The sequence below is a fragment of the Psychromonas antarctica genome (assembly GCF_022267535.1).
Lineage (GTDB): Bacteria > Pseudomonadota > Gammaproteobacteria > Enterobacterales > Psychromonadaceae > Psychromonas > Psychromonas antarctica.
The window spans coordinates 1-5605 of the sequence record NZ_JAHNZV010000149.1 but is presented as its reverse complement, the minus strand read 5'-3'; the positions used below and the strand labels follow the sequence as shown (position 1 = coordinate 5605).

At 39.0% G+C, this 5605-nt stretch carries 4 protein-coding genes and 1 pseudogene; all 5 read right to left on the bottom strand.

The genetic code is table 11. The features are described from left to right. Positions 1-123 precede the first annotated feature (123 nt). Positions 124-1278: pseudogene (locus tag KSO91_RS15880) on the bottom strand (type I restriction endonuclease); the annotation flags it as partial. Between the two features lie 21 nt (positions 1279-1299). Further along, the gene (locus KSO91_RS15875) at positions 1300-2325 is read right to left on the bottom strand and encodes a virulence RhuM family protein (protein ID WP_238744007.1); all 1026 of its coding nucleotides are present in this window, start codon (positions 2323-2325) and stop codon (positions 1300-1302) included. Continuing rightward, positions 2325-3728: a restriction endonuclease subunit S gene (locus tag KSO91_RS15870; protein WP_238744006.1), complete on the bottom strand. Its 1404-nt coding sequence runs from the start codon at positions 3726-3728 to the stop codon at positions 2325-2327. Before KSO91_RS15870 ends, KSO91_RS15875 begins: the two co-directional genes overlap by 1 nt. A gap of 72 nt (positions 3729-3800) precedes the next feature. Further along, complete coding sequence (locus tag KSO91_RS15865) at positions 3801-4187, bottom strand: hypothetical protein (RefSeq protein WP_238744005.1); 387 nt, start codon at positions 4185-4187, stop codon at positions 3801-3803. Continuing rightward, positions 4180-5478, bottom strand: coding sequence for an ATP-binding protein (locus KSO91_RS15860; RefSeq protein ID WP_238744004.1), 1299 nt, complete (start codon positions 5476-5478; stop codon positions 4180-4182). Before KSO91_RS15860 ends, KSO91_RS15865 begins: the two co-directional genes overlap by 8 nt. Positions 5479-5605 lie beyond the last annotated feature (127 nt).

Sequence of the window (5605 nt, the reverse complement as noted above, 5' to 3'; positions counted from 1 at the left end):
GCCAACCCAGAAAATTACCTGCCATGGAATTATCTAGAAAATAGTGAGTAACGGCTGACTTGCTTTCCAAAAAAGACTGAATTGGGCTAACCGCCCAAGTCAAACTATGCAGCCGTAAGCTCACTGTAATTGGCTATCCAATACGGTCCTATCGGTGATCACTATCACCGAATCAAATACTTTATCACCCGTTTGCTTACTAAGCTCAGGATGACCAGTGTAATAATGTTTTGAAGCAAGTTGATGCGATAACCAAGCAATTGAGTTTGATTTACCAGAGCCCGCACTATGTTGAATAAGATATTTTTGTCCTGTCCCTTCAATATCAACCGTATTGATTAATTTTGAGACAACTGCCCATTGATGATAACGCGGAAAGATCAGCGTTTCTTTAACTTTAATTGAACCGTCTAACTGTTCTTCATCTTTGACTTCAAGATGGATATAACGGCTTAAAATGAGTAGCAAATTGTCTTTCTGAAAAATTTCATTCCAAAGGTAGCCTGTAGCGTAAGAGCCTTCAGCCGATGAGAAGTCGTCAGCAGGAACATCATTACCTTCACCACCATCACTTGTGCCTTGGTCAAAAGGGAGAAAGAACGTTTTCTTACCGGCTAAACGCGTGGTCATTGCCACATTATATTGGCTAGCTGCAAAGTGAACTAATGCTCCTCGTTTAAAGGTCAATAATGGCTCAGGCTTTTTGGTAATGGGATCTTTTGGCTGCCGATCTTTCATATACTGAATTTTGGCATTATTCAGTGATTGTTTAAATTCTGATTTAAGTTCGCACGTTGCAACCGGAATACCATTAACAAACAGCGTTAAATCCAATCGACCATCATATCCGTTAGGTGAATAGACAAGCTCGGGAACAACGCGGAGAATATTTTTCTGATAACGCGCTGTCGCATCTGGATTTAGATTATGATCTGGCTTAAAACAGCACAAATTAAATTTAGCGCCACGATCTTTTACTTGATTACGCAATACCCACAAGGTGCCTTTGTTTTTTAGGTTACGCTCTAATGATTTAAGCAAAGCATCAGCGGTTGCGTTAGGGCTGCGATCAGTATTGGGATAATGTTTGGTTAATTGATCCCATTGCTGAGGCTGCGAATCTTTAACAAAGTCGACCACATCATCAGGATAAAGTGCTAACGCTTTGTTATATCGGTTCGACTCCCCCAATAACCAACCAGCAGCAAGCATTTGATCTAGAATGTCGTCTTGGAACAATCTCTCTCTCGTCTGATTTTCTTGTGTTGCATTTGCCATTGTTCATCCCTAACGTTGCGCTTATTTTTTATTACCTAACCGTTTCATTGCATCTTCCAAGTCTTTATCGACTTGTGTTGGCTGCATATCAATAACCTTGCGATATTTATCATATTCTTGCTTGGCTTTTTGTTTTGCCTGTTCCGTTGATATTTTGCCTGCATGGGTAAGAATATCGAAGTCACTTAACTTTAAGAAATCATTCAATTTAGTTGCCCAATCGACCATTTTCATTAGTTTACCCTGTCTTGCCTGCAATTCTGCAAACTCAAGATATGAGGTCACTAAGCGATTTAAGATTTCTAATTCATCTGCAGATAAGTAGTTTTTTCCAACAACCACTTCTTTACGTGTCGGTGCTTTACCTGATTCTTTGCCTTTGTAACTCATCAAACCTAAACCGAGTTTATCGGCGTTAATTCGTTCAAAAATGACTTCAGCAGCGGTATGACCATGCGCTGCCCAGTGCATTTTATTTTGTACTTGTGCAAAAAATTGCATGCTGGTTTGTACTTTCGCATCATAATCAATACTGGTTGCATAAATATCACAGACTTTACGCCAAAAGACTTTTTCTGATGAACGTATATCACGGATACGATTGAGCAATTCATCGAAGTATTGGCTGTTATCTGGCTCTTTAAGGCGCTCATTATCCATCACAAAGCCTTTAGTCAGATACTCTTGCAGCGTTCTGGTTGCCCATTGGCGAAACTGTGTACCTTGTTTAGAACGAACACGGTAGCCCACCGCTAAAATCGCTTCTAAATTGTAATGCGCAACCTCACGAGAAACTTCGCGGGTTCCTTCTTTTTGAACTATTCGGAAATTCCTAATGGTTGAATTTTGCTCAAGCTCACCTTCTTTATAAATATTACTTAAATGCTCATTAATGGTAGGAATCGTTTTTTGATAGAGTTCAGCGATTAAATTCTGAGTCAGCCACAAACTGTCAGTTTCAAAACGACATTCGACTTTAAATTGACCGGCTTCACTTTGAAAGAGGATGAATTGTCCTTGTGGAGCTGGGATTGTTTTTTCAGTCATTAACTTTCCTCCCAATCACGCACATCAATTTTACCGGTTACCGCTGCTGAGATAAGGGCCGTTTTGCGTTCTAATAATAATTTTATTTGCTCTTCTGCCCTTGTACTTAACTTTAAGAACATAGCCATTTTTTTATCAATAAAATTGGCTATGTCTATTTGTTCATTATGGTTTGGCATTACCAATATAAGTTCTTTAACATCTTCTAGGCTTAGCTGAATCTTCGTGCCTCCATAACCTGATCCTAGTAACTGTTCTTTTGCTGCATCAGATAGAAAAAAATAACCAAGCCATCTTGCTGAAGATACAAAATTATTAGGACGACAAAGAGCAACGTGTTGACTCACATATCCATTCTCAATTTCTTTATTTGCTACACAAATAGATCCTAAATCAGCAGTGATTGAAACAAGTAAGTCATTTTTTTTGATTTTAGCCCGCCCGCCTTCCTTTCCTTCTGGAGGTGTCACATTCTGAATGGATTCTAACTTTGGCTCAATCGTATTTCTGGTAAGGTTAGCAATTCGAAAAAACAATGCTCCTTCATCAGAATAGTACTCAGCCCAACCTCGTGAACCACTAGTAATAAAATCGGTTAAAAACTTTGCTCTTGATATAACCCAATGTTCAGGTACTTCACCTAACCACTCAACACCTGAGTCTTTCATTGGTGCATTAGGATTCAGTCCTTTGGTGACTGCATGAGAAATCACTGCTTGGCGTTTTTCTTTTAATAGCTCAATCAGTTTTTCTTGTTTAACGATTAAGGTGTCGATCTTGGCTGTTTCGTGATCGAGGAAATTGGCAATTTTTTGTTGTTCCTCGTATGTAGGCAACCATACATTAGTGTTCTTTAGTATTGCCTGAGTGACACTAAACACTTTTACACCTTTGACCGCATCTCTTATCTGAGATCTAAACTCTGACGAGTCAAACATATACGCAAGGAAACGATAGTAATTGTCTGAACTTGGACGAACTACAACTGTATGGTAGCCTGCAAACAGCGTTTCATTACTCGTTAATTGCGTAAAATTTCCGGAACCTTCAATATCTTCAGAAGTATCTGCAAATACGAAATCGCCTTTTGCAAGCAGAGAATCAGGCGAAGTAATTAAATATTCTTCATCAACACACTTCAGACAGTGCTTACTTGGGTTTACTTCAAATCCATATTTTGAATGAACCTCTCCATAGCTTACACAGGGAATTCCAATATCTTGAAGGTTCGCTTTAGTTATTCCGAGACCTCGCCCAAAAGACGATATAAACCGAACTTTACTTATTGCCCAATGCTGAGGAATCACATTTAAAAAACGAATTTCCGAATTTTTATACTCTGGATACGTCTTATAACGACTATTCATTTTCACCACTCCAAAATGGGTGTATTTGCCAATCATCCGGAAATCCCATCGCGACTTTTAACGTTATAAATTGCAGAGGAATAGTTAGGGGAGGTTTCTGATAGTGCATTATTTCAATCCCCCAGAAACAAGTAACCCCTCGGTTTGAGCAGTAATCAATCGAAATTGACCATAGGCTTGAGGGGTGTTGTTACTTGAGAAATTACGCACGATAAAGTGTTTTAGCAAGTCAAATTTCACTTTTCTATTCAATTTGCGACTGTTGTTTTGTGGAAAAAAGAGAGTTGAGGAGGTAATAAAAGATAAACGCCCGCACGATTTCAGCGTCAAACTTGATAAATCAAATTCCCTAGGCTTGGCGGGCATATTAATGAAGATAATATTTCTTAATAACACCAGAATCAACCCCAAAAGAAAATGAGTATTAGTGTTGTGAGCTAATTTTACCAATTGAGCAACAGGCTGTGTTGCAATTATTGATTTACAATTACTCATTATTATCACCTCCATGCGTATTGTCATTCTTCGACACTGCCGTATAAAACTGCTGTTTCGGACTGGTTGGCTTATCGGGAATGGTTAACAGTAGCTTTCCAGATCCAATCAAGGGATTTAAAATCGACTTTCTAAAGTGATCTCTATTTTTCAGACCTAAATGATCTTGAATTTCACTTCTGCTTTTCGGATCTTGGCAAAACAATAATACTTGTTCAGCTTGCGTGGTAGCTTGCATGGTAGCTTGCATGGTAGCTTGCATGGTAGCTTGCATGTTTTTACTCTGAGACTCGATAAAGCCTGTCGCATAAGGCATGGTGATACGGATAAAGTTATTGGTAAAACGATAAATAGTCTGAGGGTAAACTTGTAAGATACGCGCGATCCCCGATCCCATCTGTTCAACCATATCCAGATCGCGAAAGACACGCATCAGTTCTTTATTTCGTGGAATTGAATAGCCATCAAAAAATTCATCCTGACTAAAGCCATCAGGTAATTTACCTGCCGAGGTTATTTCCAGACGATCGCTAAAAAGCTCAAATTTCGGCGGGATTTCATTACTAAAGTCGTTATGAATAATGGCGTTAATCACCGCTTCTCTTAATGCAACGGGATCAAGCATCTTTCTTTGTAAACGTTCTTTTGCGGTGATCTGTGTGTAAGTACGATTTTCCACATTCAACTTGTCTAACACGGACTTTGTTGCTTTGACTAAACAACAATGTCCAAATTCTTCATTCTCAATCAGATCAACACGATCGGTTCCGCTGTATTTACCTATTTTTATCGAGCAACCATTATTATCAGCAAGTAGATAAGCCGCATAGTTATACTGCTTTTCTTTGGTTAGCAATTCAAGGTTATTAGCAAATTGCTCATTAAGTGTATAGCTGCTTTCGTTGTAGTAGATCTTCAGCTGCTCAAAGCTCAGATCTTGATAACGAGAGGTAATATTGCCGATGGAGTTACGCACCCGTGTAGCAAATAGTGTTTCCATCATCTCACTTGGCATTGGATCACTGGCACTGCCAATACGAATAAAGCATCCCTTTGATGACATACCCATTTTGCTTAGGTAATACGGTTTTTCGCTACCACTGGCAACAATGACTTTAATTAATGTTTTATCTTGTTCTTGCCCTTGTTTTTGCAACACCGCCACATCAAACAAGCCCATCGTCGAAGGCGCGATATTATGTTTAATGCGATCTTTTATTTTAAGTTGCAGCGTATCGGCATCATCAATACCACAAGCAATGCCATTATCATCCATACCAAGAATAATCACCAGCAATTCTCGCTCAAATGATCTTTGCTAAGATAAAACAGCTTTTTCAGCTGTTTTTCCATTTTATGCTCGTCAACCTGTGCTTTCCTTGGTTTTTCCTTTTTCAAACAGGCAAGGATCAAGCTAC